This window comes from Paraburkholderia sp. PREW-6R, assembly GCF_039621805.1.
GTDB lineage: Bacteria > Pseudomonadota > Gammaproteobacteria > Burkholderiales > Burkholderiaceae > Paraburkholderia.
Genome location: NZ_CP155076.1, coordinates 1 through 16643 on the forward strand (window position 1 = coordinate 1; position 16643 = coordinate 16643).

The window sequence follows — 16643 nt, forward strand, 5'->3', positions numbered from 1 at the left end:
GTAAAGGCCTACGTTCACCCACAAACCCTGACCTTTCGCCCCATAAAACCTGACCGTATCGTCCTACAAGCTTCAGCCATCAAGGCTTCGCCGGCTGTAAACGGTTTAAAGGTTGTTGTCTTTTAAAGGAAACAACAAACAGGCGTTGTTCTTCCGCATACTTCTCTTTCAAAACCCTACCTTGCTTAAGGACGCGATAGGAGAGGCGGAAGAAGTCAGGGTTTATGGGGAGCAGGGATGCGCGTCATTTCTGTGGCGTTTGAAAGTCATAGTCAAATGAATTGCTTGCCTGACCTTTTCCACATAGAATCTGCGCAGCAACGGAGAACACCTTGGCAAACTTGAAGCCGCTCGCAATTCCACCCAGCGAACTGAAGAAGCATGTCGCTACGGTTCACGTGAGCGGTGAACTTTCATTGCTCGAGCGCAAGATTGTCAATGTACTGTTGCTGAATGCTTACGACGAGCTTCTCACGAAAAAGCGTCATACCTTGCCGGTAGGGATACTATGTACGATGCTGGGCTTCGATAGCAAAAACCACGACGCATTGAAACGCGCCTTGCTAAAAGTCATGTCGACGCCAATCTCGTTCGACCTGCTTCACGAAGGGAGTAAAACAGATTGGGAGGCTTCTCCGCTTATTGCCTACGCGAGCATCAAAGGTGGCACTTGCACTTACGAATATAGCGACTGGCTCGCCGAGAAGTTGGCGAATCCTGACATCTATACTCTGATAAACATCAACGTCCAGCGACAGTTTAGTGGCGGCTACGCGCTCGCGTTGTATGAAAATTGCCTTCGCTTCAAACGAACGGGATCAACCGGGTGGATTGCAGTAGAGACATGGCGACGACTCCTTGGTGCAGACGCGAGCATGTATGACGAGTTTAAGCATTTCTCAAGCGAGGTCATCAAGAAGGCAGTGAGAGAGATAAACCATGTCTCCAACATCATCGTCACTCCAGAGTACAAGAGAGAGGGAAGGAGGGTGGTTCAAATCCGGTTTCTTGTTGACGATAACCCGCAGCGGTCAATGCTGGACAATGACGAAGATGAAGACCAGAAAGCTGTTCGAAGCTCGGAGGCCTTCAGGCGCCTCACGAAGCTGGGCGTTGGAGATCGACTTGCAATAAGTTGGATTCAACAAGAGCCCGAAAGGGCGCTTCAGACGGCGCTCTACGTCGAGGAGCGTGCCAAGCGTAAACAGATTCGAGGTAACGCCGGCGGCTACGCAAGGACAGTTTTCGAAAAGGGCTCGAATATTGAGCCTCCGCAAAATCAAATTAAAGCGGTCCCTGCACCTCCGCTTGGTTCTGGCGACCAGACATCCGCAGACGAAAGAGCACGACGCACGTCAGAAAAGATCAAAGCGCTGTCTCTGGTTGAAAAGCAGCAGTTCGCTGCCGAATACATGGCGCAAGGGGGAAAGGGCAATACGTATCAACACGACATCGGCACGTTCAAAAATGCTCTAGAGCGAACCGCTTACACTGCGTGGCTTCGGGCCAAAATGGCGGCGGATTAGCTCTGCGGCAACTACGTCGCTGCCATGCGAAATCTTGCATTCAGCATTTCACTTATAGACTAAAGCGCAGCCATCCCTTCTTTCCTGATGAACGACGCAGCGAGCGAGCCACCTCACTGCAAGCCCGCGAACGTTCGTCGACCCAGTAGCGCGATCAGTCTAACTCTTCGCTTTGCCGCCCGAAAGTAAAACGTTCACCCGGACAAACGAGTTTTACCTCAGCGGTCAATACCTTTTGGATCGCAATAGCCTGGCGAAGCAGGATTTGAGGAATACCCGAGTGTCTCGCCGCGATTCTCTGGCTGGGATATACCTTGCAAGAAAAAAGCCCCAATTGCGAGCGTCCTTTCGGGCGAATGAGCGAGACACGCCCTGCGGATTGCGACCAGTAATCGAGAGCCGGTGCGCTGACAGGCCCTACCTTGCGAAAGTGCACCTCAACGTTTTCGCCCGCCGTCTCCCTACGAGGTCCGCTGATGACCCTGCGTCGACGCCATGGGAATTGACCCCCACGAGTCGGTTTAACAACTGCTGATTGCGTGGACGTTGAGATGCCTACAGAGCGGTTTGCGCTGCAAGTTGAAGATCTCGTAGCCCGCGTACCTCCCTTAACTTCAAAATCTTCTTAGGCTGGTGTGCGCGACGATAGTTTGCTCAATGTCACGCGCGGCACGAAAGGCGGCCGGGAACGCGCCGTGCCGATCGGATTCAAGCTCGCCGTGCTCGAGGAAGCCGCCGACGCTTGCGAACCCCAATACCGGCTCAACGATCCTGGAGCGGCCCCACGTATCTGAGGACACAAGAACTCTCTTAAAATGAGGGATAGTCTTGTGCCTATCAATAAGCCTAGTCATTACGTGGAACCCATCGAAATTCTGACCGAGCCGGAGCGTCGTCGGCGGCGCACGGCCCAGGAAAAAATCGCCATCGTGCAGGAAACGCTGGCGCCGGGCGCATCGGTATCAGCCGTAGCGCGGCGGCACGGCGTGAACCCGAACCAGGTCTTCGGCTGGCGCAAGCAATACCAGGAAGGCAGCCTGGCGGCAGTGCAAGCGGGCGAAACCGTTGTGCCTGCATCGGAGCTGGCCGCCGCCATCAAGGAAATCAAGGAGCTGCAGCGGCTTCTCGGAAAGAAGACGATGGAAGTCGAAATCCTGAAAGAGGCCGTCGAGTGGGGCCGCTCAAAAAACCTGATTGCGCGCTCGCCCTTGTTGCCGGGGGACGACCATTGAAAACGGTCTGCGAAGTTCTCGGCGTGGCGCGCTCTGGTATGGCGGTGAAACAGTCTCGCTCGTCCGATTGGCAAGATGGTCGCCGTGCCAAGCGGGCCGACGACACGGAACTGGTCGAGGAAATTCGGGCTCATGTGGGGCACTTGCCGACCTATGGCTATCGGCGTATTTGGGCGCTCCTGCGACGCAGTCGCGAGTTGGTCGGTGCGCCGTGCATCAACCACAAGCGTGTCTACCGCGTGATGCGCGAGCATCAGTTGCTGCTGCGCCGTCCCGGCGCGCGTCGAGATAAGCGGCGGCACGACGGCCGTGTGGCCGTTGACCAGAGCAATACTCGTTGGTGCTCCGATGGCTTCGAGTTCCGGTGCGATGACGGCACGCCATTGCGCGTGACATTCGCGCTGGACTGCTGCGACCGGGAAGCGATTAGCTGGGCAGCGACGACCGGCGGGCATAGCGGCGACGTGGTGCGCGACGTGATGCTGACTGCCGTCGAACAGCGCTTCGGCACCACACAAACGGCGCGCTCCATTGAATGGCTGACGGACAACGGCTCGGCTTATATCGACCATCGCACACGCCGCTTTGCACGCGAGCTGGGCCTGGAACCGCTGACCACGCCTGTGCGTTCGCCGCAGAGCAACGGCATGGCCGAGTCGTTCGTGAAGACCATGAAGCACAATTACGTCGCCTATATGGACAAGCCCGACGCGCCAACGGCGCTCTCGCGTCTGGCTATTGCGTTTGAACATTACAACGAGCGTCACCCGCACAAAGCCCTGAAATACCGCTCGCCTCGCGAGTTCAGGCGCGCTGCGGCGTCATCAACCTAACGGTGTTCGCGTGTCCTGAGTTACAGGGGCAACTCCAGATCCCGCATGGATACACGAAGGCAGTGGCGTGAACACTACTATCACTTGCTGAAGAAACACGGCGTCACGCTGGCAAGTATAGGCGTCACGAGCCACGGTCTGCGTCATCAGTACCTGCAGCAAATGTATGAGCGGATCACCGGCGTTCGGGCTCCGATCAAGCGTAAGCGAGTCCACCGTACCGTCTGTTCATAACGATGCGGCTTCGGCATTCTGATTCCCACTAGATCTGGTGGGAATCAGAATGATGGAAGTGAGCGCACCGGGCCGGCGACGCGGCTCGAGGAACTAAACACAAGAATTCCGGGAGATGGTGGTTGCGCAAGCTAACGACCCGGCGCGTTCGATCGCCGACGTTGCGCAGGAACACGGTCTGAACGCGAACATGGTCGCAAAGTGGCGACGCGAACGTTCGCCTGCGCAATCGACGGCTCTATTGCCGGCGCCAGTGTCCTTTCTCCCCGTGCAGATCGCGCCGTCGTCGAAGCAGCAGCCGGCCATCACGGTGGAGCGCGGAGCGGTTCGGGTTCGCTTTGAAGGCACCCCGGATCTCGACGTACTGCGCGTCGTGTTGGCTAGCCTGCGTGATGCTCAATGATGCTGGGACTACCATCTGGCACACGCGTGTGGCTCGCCGCCGGTGTCACCGACATGCGCGCCGGCTTCAACAGTCTCGCCGCGAAGGTACAGAGCGTTCTCGAGCGTGATCCGTTCAGTGGCCACGTGTTTGTGTTCCGGGGCAAACGCGGCGATCTGCTCAAGGTGTTGTGGTGGAGCGGCGATGTATTGTGCCTGCTCATGAAGCGCCTCGAGAAGGGACGTTTCGTGTGGCCTCAAGCCACGAGCGGAACGGTCTGCCGGAGTCCCGCGCAGCTTTCGATGCTGCTCGAAGGCATCGACTGGCGCCAGCCCACGCGCACGGCGCAACCCACTTCTGCGTTGTAAACGTCGGCGCCGACACGTAAACTGTCGGTCATGACTTCGGCCGACACCCTTCCCGACGACATCGATGCCTTGAAAGCGCTGCTGCGCGAGCGCGACGCCAGGATTGAACGCCTGCAGGATGTCGTCGACTCGCAGGAGGCGGTCATCGCCACGGGCAAGGCTGAGATCGAGCACCTGAAGCTGCTGATCGCGAAGCTGCGCCGCATGCAGTTCGGGCGCAAGTCCGAGAGACTGGACCGGCAGATCGAGCAACTCGAACTGCGACTCGAAGAGCTCGAAGCCGACGAAGGCGCGACGCCAGTTGAAATTCCGAAGGCAACGCTCACGGTACCGGAACAGGCACCGCGCAGGCCATTGCCCGAACATCTGCCGCGCGACGTTCAAACGTATTTGCCCGAGTCGGGCGAGAAGTGCCCGGAGTGCGGCAGCAAGATGAAGCTCCTGGGCGAAGACGTTGCTGAACAACTCGAGTACGTTCCGGCAAGCTTCCGCGTGATCCGGCATGTGCGACCGAAGTTCGCCTGCTCGTGTTGTGACCACATCGCACAGGCAGCAGCACCGAGTCGACCGATCGAGCGTGGCCTGGCCGGCCCCGGACTACTGGCTCACGTGTTGGTCTCGAAGTTCGCCGATCACTTACCGCTCTACCGGCAGTCGGTCATGTACGCACGCGAAGGCGTGGAGCTTGATCGCTCGCTACTTGCGAAGTGGGTCGGTCACGCCGCGACGCTCCTGCAACCTCTCGTCGAGGCGTTGCGTCGTCACGTGATGGCGGCAACGAAACTCCACGCCGATGACACGCCGGTACCGGTGCTCGCGCCGGGCAACAGCAAGACGAAGACCGGTCGCTTGTGGGTGTATGTGCGCGATGATCGCACCTCGGCCGATATGACGCCGCCGGCGGTATGGTTCACTTACACGCCAGATCGCAAGGGCATCCATCCGCAACAGCACCTCGAGTCGTTCAGCGGCACATTGCAGGCTGACGCGTACGGCGGCTACCGGGCCATCTACGAAACCGGGCGTGTGACTGAAGCAGCCTGTTGGGCGCACGCGCGACGCCAGTTCTACGAGTTGCACGCGGCACGTCCGAATGCGCTGAACACCGAAGCGCTCGAGCGTATCGGTGTGTTGTACAAGATCGAGGAAACGATCCGGGGCAAACCACCCGATGAGCGCCGGGCATATCGACAGGCGCATGCGCGGCCGCTACTCGAGCACTTCCATGCGTGGCTCACAACAACGCTGGAAACGCTCTCGCGCAAATCCGACACGAGTCGGGCGATCCTCTACGCCCTGAACCGGTGGGAGGCATTCACGCGTTATTGCGATGACGGCCGGCTCGAAATCGACAACCTGCCAGTCGAGCGCGCGTTGCGCGGGGTGGCCATCGGCCGACGTAACTATCTGTTCGCCGGCGCTGACTCGGGTGGCGAACGCGCTGCCGTGATCTACAGCCTCATCGGCACGGCGAAACTCAACGATGTCGATCCCGAGGCGTATCTGCGCTTCGTGCTCGCACGCATCGCCGACCACGCGATCAACCGCGTTGACGAACTCATGCCGTGGGTCGTTGCGGACCAGCTTCGCGCAAACGCCTGAAGATCCCGCGCGCCTGTCAAGACGGCGCTCGTGCAGCGCTTACGATCAAGCAAACCACGGAGCGGGTAGATCGTGAGGCACACAAAGCTGCGATGCAGCGCATTGTTCAGGCAGTTGGACACAGCAGAGCGACCAAGGCGAACGCCTATCTGTCAACGCATGCAGCGATGAATGCTCGAAAGAAACGCTCCATTACGCGGGCGGAAGCGATGGAAGCAGTGGCCAGCGCTGGCGGAGTAAAGTCTCACGCGGCCGTTGCGCTGGGCATGTCGCGTCAGGCCTTGTACAGGCTTTTAAGCTCGTGACTGCGTGGCGCCGGCCGCGCACGGACAGTCTGCTCCCAACAGTGCGCGTGACAACGACGGGCCCTTTTTATACACGAAATGGTGCGATTTTAGGGCTTGTCTATAATCGCACCACATTACATCGCAATAAAATCAAGGATTTAGGATCCAAGATTTTATAACGCTGTTATACGTGTATAAACGAATTTCTTTGCGGCGACCGCTTTTGTCAAAGAAGCCACGCTAGCGCCGGGCTTGTGAGAGCGTGGTACGTGACGATGATGGCGAGCGCCGATAGTGTTAGCAGCTGCGGCCACAACTTCTCGCGATGGCGGTACGCGGCGCGAATGTAATCGACGGGGGACATAGTTTCTCCGGGGATGGTGCGCTCACCGGGATGGTGAGAGCAGGTGAGTCCAGTATGACTGGACCGCCGCGAAGCCAAGTCATCAGCGGTTGCGATCAGCTAGATTGTCCACGGCTGCCGATACCCGGTTTTCAAACGAGCATTGCTCGTCACCCCCTGTCGCCGGGATACGTGGGAACCGCACTGACGCCACGCCGTCGATGTAAACGAATCTCGCCATTTGCTGCAACTTGCGGTAGCGCGCTGCGTCGTCAAGCAGCTCATCGGTCATGGTGCTGCCTGAAGGTTGGTGTATTTGATCTGGATTGTAATGTTCACTGACCTGCGCGACTGCCCAAAACGGCAGGAAAAAACACCGATTGCGTCAATCTACGCGCGCAGGGCGTCGGCGGCACGGTTGTAGGCCTCGTGAGAGAGAAGCTGGAGCGGGCGCAACGACGCGCAGTCGAACATCAGCCGATAGGCGTATCCGACCGGGACGGACAGGATCTGTCCTTTCGAGGACCGGATCGGTTTTCCCTTCAGCGCGCAGGGGTGCGTGCCGTCTCTTACCTTTGCGAGCCAGTCTGGCCTCGTTTTGGACGGCCGGCAGGTGGGCGACGTACGAGAGGTCGATCGGATCAGCCGCAGCGGTTTCTGCTCTGGCAAGACGCCTATGCTGTCGAGCGATCGTTTCGGCTTCCCGGGTTCTGGTGATGGTGGCGCAGGTATGGCGGAACTTGCCCTTGCCATAGTGCCCGCATGCGAAGGTTCGTTTCATGGCGATGTCCTCTAATAGTGATGACCAATTCCACCATGAAGTCGACCCCAGTCAAGCTCCGGTTCTGAACCGCCCCGGATTTGAACTGACCCCCGAGAGTTGGACGTTGAAGCGTTAATTTTTTCCCGCTCGCATTCGATATTCCACGGGACTCAGTCCACCAAGTTTCGATTTGATGCGATGCCGGTTGTAGTAGTCGATGTAGCCCTTCAGGCCTACCCTCAGTGCGTCGACGTCTTCGAAGTCCGTGAGATGGAAGTACTCGGCCTTCAGAGTGCCAAAGAAGCTCTCCATGGCCGCGTTATCGAAGCAATTTCCTTTTCTCGACATACTCTGCTTCATTCCGTAGCGCGCCAGTGCCACTCGGTACGGTTGCATGCGATAGTGCCAACCCTGGTCTGAATGAAGCATCGGTGTAGCCGCATTCCCGCATTTCTTGACAGCTTTCCTGAGCATGCCCATGACCATTGGGAAGTCGGGGCGATGGCTCGACTCGTAGGCAACAATTTCCCCATTGTAGAGGTCCATGACCGGAGAAAGGTACAGCTTTTTCCCCGCGACCCGGAACTCGGTCACATCGGTGACCCACTTTTCGTTTGGGCTCGATGCGGTGAATTCACGATTGAGCAGGTTCGGAGCGGCCTCGCCGACCTCGCCCTGGTATGACCGGAACTTCTTCCGGCGCACCCTCGACCTGATTCCCAATTCGTTCATGAGGCGTTGCACCTTCTTGTGATTGACTAGCTCGCCATCACTGCGGATAGTTAAGGTGATGCGACGATAGCCATACAAGCCGCGATGTGCAGCATAGACAGCCTGAATCTTCGCCTTGAGTCCACGATGCCGGTCTGGAGCGGCCAACGTCTTGGCCCGATAGTAGTACGTACTGCGTGGCAACCCCGCAGCCTGGAGAAGGTCGGACAAGGGGAATTCCTGCCTCAGTTCAAGCACTATTTTGGCTCTTTCTGCCGCGCCAACTTCTTTGCTAGAACCAAGGCATTTAATTTTTTTAGGTACGCGACCTCCGCGCGTAACTGCTGATTCTCACGAAGGAGTTGGTCTGACTCCTCAGATCGCGGAGCTTCCAACGACTGGTTCGAGGTCTTTTTCTTTGCTGGCACCGAAACATCCTGTCCCGACGGGCGCATGCCCTTTAGCGAACGGAGCTCTCCCCGTGCTTTCTGTTGTTGCCACATCGTGATGCTGTGCGGATTGCCGATATTGTAAATGGCAGCCAGCTCTCGACAGGAAAGGTTCTCAGCCACGCCCCGGTGCACCACCTCAAGCTTGAACTCAAGGGTGTAAGCGCCACGCTGGCGGATGAGCCCAGCGTTACCATGGTGACGATATGCCGCGACCCATCGCCTCACCATGCTTTCTGCAATACCGAATTTCGCCGCAAGGAGCTTATAGCCCCCTTTGCCAGCGAGATACTCGCGAACCACCTTCCCCTTAAACTTTACATCGAATTTCCTCACGGAGCCTCCAAGGTTGTGTCCAACTCTCGGGGGTCAGTTCAATTTTGTGGAGGCTCCAACTCTTGAGAGAATGGAGCCATGAACAAGAAGGTAACCAAGTTTTCCCCGGAAGTCCGGGAGCGCGCAGTGCGTCTGGTGTGCGAGCAGCGTAGCGAACATCCGTCGATGTGGGCAGCAGTTGAATCGATTGCGCCAATGATTGGCTGCACGCCGCAGACGCTGCACGAATGGATCAGGCGCGATCAGGCTGACCACGGTGAGCGCGATGGCGTGACCACCGACGAGCGCGAGCGCCTCAAGGCTCTGAAGCGGGAGGTCAAGGAACTGCGTCGTGCCAACGAGATTCTCAGGATAACGAGTGCGTTTTCCGCCCAGGCGGAGCTCGACCGCCGTTTCAAGTCCTGAAGGCCTTCGTCGATCAGTATCGCGACACCTGCGGGGTCGAGCCGATCTGTAAGGTGTTGCGGATCGCCCCGTCGGGCTACCGACGCCATGCTGCGCAGCTTCGCGATCCATCCAGACGCTGTGCACGCGCTAAACGCGATGAGATTCTGCAACCGGAGATCAAGCGTGTCTGGCAGGCCAACATGCAGGTCTATGGCGTGCCGAAGGTCTGGAAGCATATGAACCGGGAAGGCATTGCGGTGGCACGCTGCACGGTCGGACGTCCGATGAAGTTGCAAGACCTGCGTGGTGCGGTTCGCGGCAAGCGGGTTCGCACGACGACTCCCGATACGAGCGCGCCGCGCCCGCTGGACCGGGTCAACCGGCAATTCAATGCTGACTGGCCGAATCAGCTCCGGGTTTCAGATTCCACTTATGTCTCGACATAGCCGGGCTGGCTTTACGTTGCGTTAATAATCGACGTGTTCGCCCGTCGCATTGTTGGCTGGCGCGTCAGTTCGTCGACGAGCACGGACTTTGTTCTGGATGCACTTGAACAGGCGCTGTACGCTCGCCAACCGGACGACGACGGGACTTTGACACACCACCCCGACAGGGGGTCCCAATACGTCGGCTTTCGGTATAGCGAACGTTTGGCCGAGGCGGGTATATCGGCCCCATCGACGTCGCCTTCCGTTTGGGGGGCGGTTGCGCTCGCATCAATCCTTCTCCAACGGCTCAGGTAAATTACGATGAGACGAGGGTGCTGGTAGCAGCATCGCAACAGATTTTTGATAGTCGAAGAAAGTTGCTGATTCAATTAATAAATATCGGTCGGTCGCTCAGTTCAATCCTTACGATCGACAGTCGCTGGTAGGAGGTTCGAACGGCCGCTTTGAAGTGGACTGAAGGACCGCTGCCGTCGACATGAGTCAGTCGCCCGCGATTGAGTTCGACGCATAATTTGCCCAGAGTAAAGAAAAGAACCGCGCTCTGAACCGACCCCGCAAAGTTGGACAGTTGTTGGCTAGTGCCGTGAGGGCTGGGTTCTGTACATCACAGGACTCAGCCCTTTCAGCTTGAGCTTGATGCGGTGGTGATTGTAGTAGTGAATGTAGTCCTTGATACCGGCCTGAAGTGCCTCAACGCTTTCGAAGCGATTCGGGTAAAAGAATTCTGACTTCAGCGTGCCGAAGAAGCTCTCCATCGTCGCGTTATCGTGGCAGTTGCCCTTGCGCGACATGCTTTGTGTGAGACCGCGCCGGGCAAGCAATGCCTGATAGGCACTCATCTAATAGTGCCAGCCCTGATCGGAGTGGACCATGGGCCGGTCGTCGTGCTTCAGCTTTCTCATGGCCTTCCTGATCATGCCCGCGACCATCGCAAATGCCGGACGGGTGGCTGTTTCGTAAGCCACAATCTCGCCGTTGTACAGGTCCAGAACCGGTGAGAGATAAAGCTTGCTTTCCCCCACCCGGAACTCGGTGATGTCGGTGACCCACTTGCGGTTCGGCGCATCGGCATCGAACTGTCTTTGCAGCACGTTCGGTGCAATCCGTCCCACCGTGCCCCGAAAGGCGCGGTACTTCTTCGGACGCACCAGACACTTCAGTTCCATCAACTGCATCAGTCGCTGGACAGTCTTGTGATTGACAACGATCCCCAGACGCCGGATCGCGCTGGTGATACGCCGATAGCCATAACGGCCCTTGTGCAACTCGAATAACGAGCGGATACGCGCCTTGAGCGGCGCGTACTTGTCCGCGACCAGCGATGCCTTGCAGTGGTAATAGAAAGTGCTGCGCGCCAGGGCCGCCACCTTCAGCAGACCCTCAACTGGAAACCGATGCCTTAATCCGGCCACTATTTGCGCTTTCTGCGCGGCGCTTTGGGGCTTTCCGAGCGGATCAAGGCATCGAGTTTTTTTAGGTACGCGTTCTCCATGCGCAGATAGTTCAGCTCTGCAAGGAGTTCTTCTTTCGTGCGGGTCTCGTCGGATTCTGTCGAGTCAGGTGGCACAGATGACTTGGGTTGCTTCACGGGTCGTCCTCGGGGGCGAGGCTCCAGGGCCTGAATACCTCCCGAATCATACTGGCGTTTCCAGATGCCGATCACCCCCGCATTACGGATATCGAACACAGCAGCAACCTGCCGGCAGGACAAATCCTTCGACACCATAAGCCTCAACACCTTCAGCTTGAAGCGCGAATCATAGTGACTGAACTTCTTTCTGAACGCGGCTTCGCCGTGTAACCGCCAGGCGGCGACCCATTTGCGTACTGTGCCGTGATCGATATCGTGCCGCCGCGCGACCTCCGCGCTGCCACCCACCCGGCCTGAAAGATAGTCTTTGACAACCCGACGCTTGAACTGCGCACTATGTCTGCTCATGAAAAAACACCCCAAATCGTTGGACGGGTGTCCAACTATTGGGGTGCAGTTCACTCCTGTGAGGATGCGCGGCTTTTTCATTGTCCTTAAGTGAACGGCATTACGGCCATTGGCCGGGGTTTTTCGCCTGCGAGGCAATCGCCGATATTGGTCACCACCACCACGGCCGCGTCTTCAGTCTGATAATCGTGCGCAACAGGTAATACAACATGATCAAAAACGGACGAAGGATGCCTGTCGCCCATAGGAATGCAGTGCAAACCGTGAAGAACACCCAGACCGTTAGATTGCACGTCGGGAAAAGAAGGTCGATAAACATCATGCCGAAAAGACCGACTGCAATGACGGCACGCCGTGCGAGTGGATCGAGAGACAGAAATTTCTCAAGCATGATCACGGTCCTTGCGAACCCACTGAAGCAGCCCACGGCGAAGATGATAGGCGGACTCCCAGACAGCAACCCCTGCTGTCACGAGGAGCCAGAAGCGCGCGGCACGAGTCCAGTCCGCGTTGGTGAGTACGTGCAACAGATCCATTGTCTTTACTCCGTAAGTGACGCCTCTTATTGCAGGCCGATGACCTATCTTCGCAAATGCCGCGCGAAGTCAAGAACAACGGCCGTGACTAGAAGTCTGCGAACTGGTCGGCGATAGCGTCCGTGTAACGGCCTGTGCCGCTTTTCGTCGGCCCGGCAGCGCGCGATTCGAGCGCCTGTGACGCTGCGGCCGCGTCAGCATCGACAGGGGAGAACGGTGCGGCATCGCTCTCAACCATCGCTGCTGCCTCGGTTCGCCGCAGAAGCGTCGCCGGTTCGGGCACGCGCATGACCGGCTCGTCGGGAGCGCCGGATGCGACACGTTTCGCCCCGCCTCCATTGAGCGCCGCTCGCGCGAGCGCCCTGAGTGCGCCCGCCCGCATTCGCTCGTTGTCGAACTGTTTGATGAAGGCGAAAAGATCAGGGTCCGTCGCTTCATTGAGCGTGACTTTGACTACGGCCTTCTCAGTCATGCAGCGGCTCCGAGCGCCTTACGTTCGCGGGCAAGAGTTGCTTCGCCGACGATCAGGAAACCCTTGGCGTTGGCGTAGCAGGGCGCGTCGAGCACGTCGAGATTGACGCGTGGGAACGCTGCGCGTATCGAAGGTTCATAGAGAGCTGCGCCTCCTCCGGTAAGAACAATGGAACGCAGATCCGCAGTCCGGCCGACGCGGTTTTGCAATTCCTTGACCGTTGCATTGATGATGGCCTGTGACTGCTCCAGATAGGGGATAAGGTCAACATCCCTCCCGTAGAAGAGGAGAGGCTTTTTCTCGCGCAGGCACCTGTCAATACGTTCGATGTCATCGACCGGTTCCTTTTCGTTTTTTGCGATTAACGTCGCGATGCTCTTGTAGACCTGGGACGCACCACCCGGAGCGCCGCCGCTGCGGCGATCGTTCATCGTAAAGCCGTGCGCGACTACCCAGTCGGTTGTGAAGTAGCCTACATCAATCACCAGATGGGCGTTTTCCCGGTCAAAGCGGCTGCCGCCGTACTCGGAAAAGGATACGAGTGATCCCAGTGGCTGTGGTACTACCTTTACGGAGTGAACCTGGATATTGCCGTGGCCATAGTTGAGCGTTCCGGTGAACGCATCGCGCAGATGCGCTGAATACTTGTTGATAGTGTGAACAGGGAGCCCCAGCACCATGCGTTCGACCTCGGTGACGCCAGCAAACTGCAGCGATCCACCGAGTAGCGCTGCGTAATTCGACGTGAGGCAGAAATCTTCCGATAGCGTTCGACCTGCGTTTCCGTATGCGGAGGACAGTTCAACGCCCGGGCCGATCTCGTATGTTGCGCCGTCTACTTCAATGGGCAAAACCTTACGCGCGTGCAGCACGCCTTGTCCGTAACTCGAAACCGCCTCGCTTACCGCAATCGGCGTCACCGAGGGAAACATTTGAGTGGCAATGTCCGACCCCATACGGAATGCGCTTTTCGTGTTGCCGTAACCGACGTCGACCGCAAATACCGATACCTTCATTGGACTCTCTCCAGAGTTGTTTATCAAAGTTCACTGCACGTTTGGCCCCAGCAGGGGCCAAACACGGCCCAAACATCGTTGTCGCTACGACAGCTTGTGCTCCTGGTCCCAACAGGGGCCAAACACGGACCAAGGGGCGCTGCCAGCAATGACGTCTTCTGTTCTTGGGGTCAAGCAGGGGTCAACCTTGGCCCCAACCGCGGGTGACGTTCCAACTCTATCGGCTGACGATCAAAGTCAAGGAAGCTAAAGCTCGCAATATTAGGGAGCTTTAGGAACCGCAGGGCGGACAAGCGCGGTTATTCTCTTAATTACCTACCGCGCGATCAGCGCATCGACCTCCGAGTTGCACTATCGAAGGGATCGCTTTGCCTGGCGAAAACCCTTCCTGTCACCGGCCGCAAACTGAAGCGGCCTTTTTCTGAATCAAATCAAGTGCACGATCCTCCACACAGAGGATCATCGACACGCGATGTCGATTGGGTTTGCGGGCGGTTCTGCCCAGATTGGCGCACAGAGACGATGTGTAAGACAGACAGTCGGAGCGAATCCGAGTCTGCGCACGACGACCTGATCGCGCATGGACGCACCCTTTCAGCACACGAAGCTGGGACCGTCGCATGAAGCCCGATACACAGCGGCGGATTGAACGGACTTGGGGGTGGGGGTATGTGGTCGCTGCCAAAGCGAACGCATCCCTGTACGAAACGGAAACAAACAGGTATTGCCGGGCAGATGGCCACAGTCGTGCGGGTCGAGAGACAGGCGCACGCAGGCACGCGACGCGTGTCACAGGCCGGCACGGCAGCCGGAGCAGTCAGCGAATCGGATACGCGGAGCTTTGGAGCATCGCGGCCCGATCTGCGAGGCAGGTGGACCCGATCCACGACGATGGACTCTGCAAAGGCAGATCCGGTTCGAGGATGGCAGGGAACGCAGAATCGCAGGCAAGGCAACGCGCGGTAGCGCGGCGTCTGGCGGCAGGCAGCAACTGGACAGTCCATGCACGACTCTTCCACGTGCGGGGTTGATCGAATCGAATCGCTAAAGGACAGGAAGGCAGTACCCGGCGGGGAACGCACCGCGCAGCGCGGCAGGTTGATGCAGGGGATAGGCTCCCGGCGTCCGGCGCGCAGCGCAGCACACGATGGCCGCGTTTGACGCGCGCGATCTGGGAGAACAGGTGTCAGACGTCGGACGGGCGTCTGGACGCGTAGCTGTGCCGCTTGCGGCGCGGCGCAATCTTGAAAGGGGTATCGACGTGTCAGCGATTTTGAACGTGCGCGCCGTTCTGCGGGGCTACCGGCTGCCCGCCGACTTCACGGGCGCATTGGAACGGCTGCTGTTGGACAATGTGAATCGCGTTCATAGCAAGACCAGAATCAGCGCAAGGCCACTTTCGATCAGAACGCAGGAGCGGCGCACGACCGTCATCTGCAAGTCGTTCGAAGAGCTGCGCCAGAACGGGTTCGCACTGCAGTCCCCGTATTCACTCAAGCAAAAACATATCGAGTACCTTGTCACGTTTTGGGTAGACGCGAAACAGACTGGTAGCACAATCGAAAACAAGCTGACACATCTTCGAGCCTTGTGCGAGTGGATGAAAAAGCCCAATCTCATCAGCACGCTGGCCGACTATGTTGATCGTGAAAAGCACGATCTGGTGCGCTCATACGTCGCGCAGCGGGACAAGTCATGGGAGGGCAATGGGATCGACGCGGAAAGCAAGATCAACGAAATCGCTGTGACCCATCCGAACGTTGCAGTCCAACTCAAGTTACAGGCGGCGTTTGGTCTACGCGTCGAAGAGAGCTTCCTGCTTCGCCCCGCCGAGGCTGTACGGGATGACGGGTTGCTGAACGTTAGTCGCGGGACAAAAGGCGGCCGTGAGCGGGTCGTGCCGATCGAATTCAAGGTTGCCGTCCTTGTCGAGGCGGCCACGCTTTCGAACCCGTTTACCGGGTCGACGATCCCTCATGGATACACGAAGCAGCAGTGGCGGGAGCATTATTACCACGTGCTGAAGAAACATGGCGTGACTCAGTCGGGCATCGGCGTAACCAGTCACGGTCTGCGCCATCAATACCTCCAGCAGATGTACGAGAGGTTGACCGGTGTTGAGGCGCCAATCAAGCAGCCGGCGAATCGGGTAGATCGAGACGTTCACAAGGCGGCAATGCAGCGCGTTGTCGAAGCAGCCGGACACAGCCGGGCGACGAAGGCGAACGCTTACCTGTCCACGCACAGCGCAATGGCTGCGAAAAAGAAGCGTCTGATAACGCGCGACATGGCGCTGGAGGCAGTCGCGGCGTCCGGCGGCAATAAGTCACGCGCGGCGCTTGCTCTAGGAGTTTCGAGGCAGGCGCTCTACACCATTTTGAGCTAGTCTCGTTCGAAAATTGCCGTCGCCGTAAAGCCGTTCGCCTCGTCCGTTCGCCTCGAAATGATCGCGCCTGAAAGAACTTTCTGTACACGTAAGTTGTAGCAAATATCCGATTTTCAAATTTGCTACACCAACGAACCTTTAAAAATCAGCTAGTTACAAATACGATTTTTTTAACGCGTTTTACGTGTACACGCGATGACGAGTGTTTCCGGGAGGGTCACCTCAGCAGCCACGCCAGCGCCGGGCTTGCCAGTGAGTGATACGTGAAGATGATGGCTAGCGCCAGGAGGGCTAACAGCTGCGGCCACACCTTTTCGCGGTGGCGGTACGCGGCGCGGATGTAATCGACTGGCGACATGTTTTCTCCGGGGTTGGGTCACTCACCGACGTAG

Annotated in this window: 13 protein-coding genes, 3 pseudogenes and 1 other annotated feature; of the genes and pseudogenes, 9 read left to right on the top strand and 7 right to left on the bottom strand. The window is 57.9% G+C overall.

Features of this window, described 5'->3' with window-relative positions; translation table 11 throughout:
- The first annotated feature begins 332 nt into the window (after positions 1–332).
- The 7 genes and pseudogenes from AAGS40_RS29455 (at position 333) to AAGS40_RS29485 (ending at position 6482) form a co-directional block, all read left to right on the top strand.
- On the top strand, positions 333–1526 hold the full coding sequence (locus AAGS40_RS29455; protein ID WP_345817750.1) for a replication initiation protein: 1194 nt from the start codon (positions 333–335) through the stop codon (positions 1524–1526).
- A gap of 635 nt (positions 1527–2161) precedes the next feature.
- Positions 2162–2320 carry a hypothetical protein gene (locus AAGS40_RS29460; protein ID WP_345817751.1) on the top strand — a complete coding sequence of 53 codons (159 nt, stop codon included), beginning with the start codon at positions 2162–2164 and terminating at the stop codon, positions 2318–2320.
- A 21-nt stretch (positions 2321–2341) separates the two neighbouring features.
- Positions 2342–3591, top strand: a protein-coding gene (locus AAGS40_RS29465; RefSeq protein WP_345817752.1) for an IS3 family transposase whose coding sequence is annotated in 2 segments (ribosomal slippage) — positions 2342–2708 and positions 2708–3591 — 1251 coding nt in all. Because the reading frame shifts where the segments join, the coding sequence is not laid out codon by codon here.
- A gap of 343 nt (positions 3592–3934) precedes the next feature.
- Positions 3935–4228, top strand: a pseudogene (locus AAGS40_RS29470) (transposase); the annotation flags it as partial.
- A complete protein-coding gene (gene tnpB, locus AAGS40_RS29475; protein WP_345817829.1) occupies positions 4228–4575 on the top strand; it encodes an IS66 family insertion sequence element accessory protein TnpB in 348 nt (115 codons plus the stop codon). The pseudogene AAGS40_RS29470 and the gene tnpB, both read left to right, overlap by 1 nt.
- A 30-nt stretch (positions 4576–4605) precedes the next feature.
- Positions 4606–6177, top strand: coding sequence for an IS66 family transposase (locus tag AAGS40_RS29480; protein WP_345817753.1), 1572 nt, complete (start codon positions 4606–4608; stop codon positions 6175–6177).
- 209 nt (positions 6178–6386) lie between these two features.
- Entirely contained in the window at positions 6387–6482 is a 96-nt protein-coding gene (locus AAGS40_RS29485) for a helix-turn-helix domain-containing protein (RefSeq protein ID WP_345817830.1), read from the top strand.
- A gap of 428 nt (positions 6483–6910) precedes the next feature.
- On the opposite strand, the gene AAGS40_RS29490 is transcribed toward AAGS40_RS29485, so the two are convergent.
- Positions 6911–7099, bottom strand: a complete 189-nt coding sequence (locus AAGS40_RS29490; protein ID WP_345817754.1) for a hypothetical protein — start codon at positions 7097–7099, stop codon at positions 6911–6913.
- 603 nt (positions 7100–7702) lie between these two features.
- Positions 7703–9066 (bottom strand): IS3 family transposase gene (locus AAGS40_RS29495; protein ID WP_345817755.1). Its coding sequence is split into 2 segments (ribosomal slippage): positions 7703–8592 and positions 8592–9066, totalling 1365 coding nucleotides; the frame shifts between segments, so codons are not numbered across the junction.
- A gap of 78 nt (positions 9067–9144) precedes the next feature.
- Here AAGS40_RS29495 and AAGS40_RS29500 point away from each other — a divergent pair.
- Positions 9145–10121 (top strand): annotated as a pseudogene (locus AAGS40_RS29500) (IS3 family transposase); the annotation flags it as partial.
- Positions 9426–9542, top strand: a sequence feature (AL1L pseudoknot). It overlaps the preceding pseudogene by 117 nt.
- 356 nt (positions 10122–10477) lie before the next feature.
- Here AAGS40_RS29500 and AAGS40_RS29505 read toward each other — a convergent pair.
- The 4 genes and pseudogenes from AAGS40_RS29505 to AAGS40_RS29520 form a co-directional block, all read right to left on the bottom strand.
- Positions 10478–11841, bottom strand: a pseudogene (locus AAGS40_RS29505) (IS3 family transposase).
- Between the two features lie 151 nt (positions 11842–11992).
- Entirely contained in the window at positions 11993–12232 is a 240-nt protein-coding gene (locus AAGS40_RS29510; protein ID WP_345817756.1) for a hypothetical protein, read from the bottom strand.
- Between the two features lie 233 nt (positions 12233–12465).
- Positions 12466–12849: a hypothetical protein gene (locus AAGS40_RS29515; RefSeq protein ID WP_345817757.1), complete on the bottom strand. Its 384-nt coding sequence runs from the start codon at positions 12847–12849 to the stop codon at positions 12466–12468.
- Positions 12846–13865, bottom strand: coding sequence for a PRTRC system protein D (locus AAGS40_RS29520; protein ID WP_345817758.1), 1020 nt, complete (start codon positions 13863–13865; stop codon positions 12846–12848). The genes AAGS40_RS29515 and AAGS40_RS29520 overlap by 4 nt, the downstream gene beginning before the upstream one ends.
- Before the next feature lie 1261 nt (positions 13866–15126).
- Here AAGS40_RS29520 and AAGS40_RS29525 point away from each other — a divergent pair.
- Entirely contained in the window at positions 15127–16251 is a 1125-nt protein-coding gene (locus AAGS40_RS29525) for an integrase domain-containing protein (RefSeq protein ID WP_345817831.1), read from the top strand.
- A gap of 217 nt (positions 16252–16468) precedes the next feature.
- Here the strand turns inward: AAGS40_RS29525 and AAGS40_RS29530 are convergent, their stop codons facing one another.
- On the bottom strand, positions 16469–16609 hold the full coding sequence (locus AAGS40_RS29530; protein ID WP_345817759.1) for a hypothetical protein: 141 nt from the start codon (positions 16607–16609) through the stop codon (positions 16469–16471).
- Positions 16610–16643: the final 34 nt, after the last annotated feature.

Excerpts from the sequence above, each read along its gene's own strand:
- tnpB (WP_345817829.1), top strand. The coding sequence starts at position 4,228 with ATGCTGGGACTACCATCTGGCACACGCGTGTGGCTCGCCGCCGGTGTC.
- AAGS40_RS29480 (WP_345817753.1), top strand. The coding sequence starts at position 4,606 with ATGACTTCGGCCGACACCCTTCCCGACGACATCGATGCCTTGAAAGCG.
- AAGS40_RS29485 (WP_345817830.1), top strand. The coding sequence starts at position 6,387 with ATGGAAGCAGTGGCCAGCGCTGGCGGAGTAAAGTCTCACGCGGCCGTT.
- AAGS40_RS29490 (WP_345817754.1), bottom strand. The coding sequence starts at position 7,099 with ATGACCGATGAGCTGCTTGACGACGCAGCGCGCTACCGCAAGTTGCAG.
- AAGS40_RS29510 (WP_345817756.1), bottom strand. The coding sequence starts at position 12,232 with ATGCTTGAGAAATTTCTGTCTCTCGATCCACTCGCACGGCGTGCCGTC.
- AAGS40_RS29515 (WP_345817757.1), bottom strand. The coding sequence starts at position 12,849 with ATGACTGAGAAGGCCGTAGTCAAAGTCACGCTCAATGAAGCGACGGAC.
- AAGS40_RS29520 (WP_345817758.1), bottom strand. The coding sequence starts at position 13,865 with ATGAAGGTATCGGTATTTGCGGTCGACGTCGGTTACGGCAACACGAAA.
- AAGS40_RS29530 (WP_345817759.1), bottom strand. The coding sequence starts at position 16,609 with ATGTCGCCAGTCGATTACATCCGCGCCGCGTACCGCCACCGCGAAAAG.